Source organism: Pseudoduganella namucuonensis (assembly GCF_900116645.1).
Classification (GTDB): domain Bacteria; phylum Pseudomonadota; class Gammaproteobacteria; order Burkholderiales; family Burkholderiaceae_D; genus Rugamonas; species Rugamonas namucuonensis.
In genome coordinates, this window is sequence record NZ_FPBO01000102.1 from 1 (window position 1) to 1,653 (window position 1,653).

Consider the following 1,653-nt stretch of genomic DNA (forward strand, 5'->3'; position numbering starts at 1 on the left):
GCTCCATCCGTTATCGAATTGGAAGTTCTGAATGACCGAATTATTTTTTATGTCGAGACTCCAGGCGCGGTTTATGAATACTGGCAAGACGGGGTGTTAGTTGATTAAGAGTTTGCGCCACTTTTTGCCCAACCCGGCAGTCACTGGACTGCCTCCAAGCTGAGCGTTCCGGCAGCCAGTTACTTTTCACGTTAGCCATGATGTCCGATGCAGAGATCAAATTTGAGAATTTTCAGGCGTTGGCATTTGTCCAGTCCGCGCTTGGTTCGTTGTCGTCGAACGTTCGATGTTTGTCGATTCAATGCCTGAACGGTGAGGTTGATCTTTACTATACGCTCGAAGTCGAATCCTCCGAAGACCGTGAGGAGATCGATGACATTGAGACGGAAATGTATTCGCACCAGATCAACGGGAGTGTCATCATTCGATCGCATGTCGCGATCTCGGCCGATCCGCGTCAACTCGTGGAAATGGTTGTGGGACGCCCGATCTATCTGCGCAAGGAGCAATAAATGGCTAACAATCTAATCAACCGGCCGGCTTACGCGCTGCGCGCTCCAGCCACCGGTTATTCTGCACGTTAGGCTTCATGGGACGCGAATCGGTTTCTTGGTGGTTGGATTGGTCCGCTTTGCCTGACAGGTACTTGTGGGCTCGGTTGACTGTGTACGACGAAGGTTCGACTGAAGTTCTAGACTGTGATGGGCGAACTCACAAATTTGGCGACGCGACTTCGGCACGCAATTGGCTTCTCGAAGACGAATACTCTTTACTTGAGCAACTCAAAGCAAATGGCGACGTTCCTTCTAACATCCTGGCCCCACATTGGGCCTAACAAACTAATCAACCGGACGGCTTACGCGCTGCGCGCTTCAGCCGCCGGTTATCGCACACGTTAGAGCTCACCGAATGATCTACCGATTCAATCTGCTATTGGTCGTAATCGCCTTTGCCGGAGCGACAAGTACTGCCTTCGCTCAAGATCCTGTTGCGTTTGCTATCGGCACTTACCGCATTGAGGGTGCGTGTGTACGGACCTTCCATCTTGGCGCAGACGCTATGCCTGAGTGCGATCGCTATTTGGGGATAAAAGTGGATGATGCTTCAAAGCCAATGTTCATTTTCCCTCTTAGAAAGGGTGGAGAAGCGTGGTTTTTCGTGACATCAGTAAAAGTTAATTCGAATAAAGAACGTGCGGTTTACTCGGTCGAGAAGCTTTATGATCAAACGCTCAATGCCGAATTCCCCTACCCTGCTGGAGAATGCGAAATTATCTCTGGGCCAACTGTGCGATGCACCGTTTGGAAAGATGGCGGGCGAACGGTCATTGCCCGTGAATTGATTTTTTCTGGTTTAGGAACATGGCAACATCAAAAGTGATGGAAATTTCGTCTAACCATCAGTTCCAGACGACGCCTGCCGGCGCGGCTGAACAGCCACATTGGGCATAGGAACGGCAAGCTGCGACTCGATCAAAATGACGAACACTTCTGGCCGCGAGCTGTTGCTGGTGATAGAGCCGTGGGCCTTGGAGTTTTCTCTTCCTGCGGGATCTAATTGTGAAGTGGTTTCTGTCGGCGGCACCGCTCCATCCGTTATCGAATTGGAAGTTCTGAATGACCGAATTATTTTTTATGTCGAGACTCCAGGCGC

Annotated in this window: 2 protein-coding genes; both read left to right on the forward strand. The window is 50.6% G+C overall.

From position 1 onward, the window contains the following. Nucleotides 1-197 precede the first annotated feature (197 nt). Complete coding sequence (locus BM436_RS35890) at nucleotides 198-512, forward strand: MafI2 family immunity protein (RefSeq protein WP_093561689.1); 315 nt, start codon at nucleotides 198-200, stop codon at nucleotides 510-512. A gap of 397 nt (nucleotides 513-909) precedes the next feature. Next, on the forward strand, nucleotides 910-1,380 hold the full coding sequence (locus BM436_RS36880; protein WP_143133533.1) for a hypothetical protein: 471 nt from the start codon (nucleotides 910-912) through the stop codon (nucleotides 1,378-1,380). Nucleotides 1,381-1,653 lie beyond the last annotated feature (273 nt).

Coding starts and splice junctions, on each gene's coding strand:
- BM436_RS35890 (WP_093561689.1), top strand. CDS start 198: ATGATGTCCGATGCAGAGATCAAATTTGAGAATTTTCAGGCGTTGGCA.
- BM436_RS36880 (WP_143133533.1), top strand. CDS start 910: ATGATCTACCGATTCAATCTGCTATTGGTCGTAATCGCCTTTGCCGGA.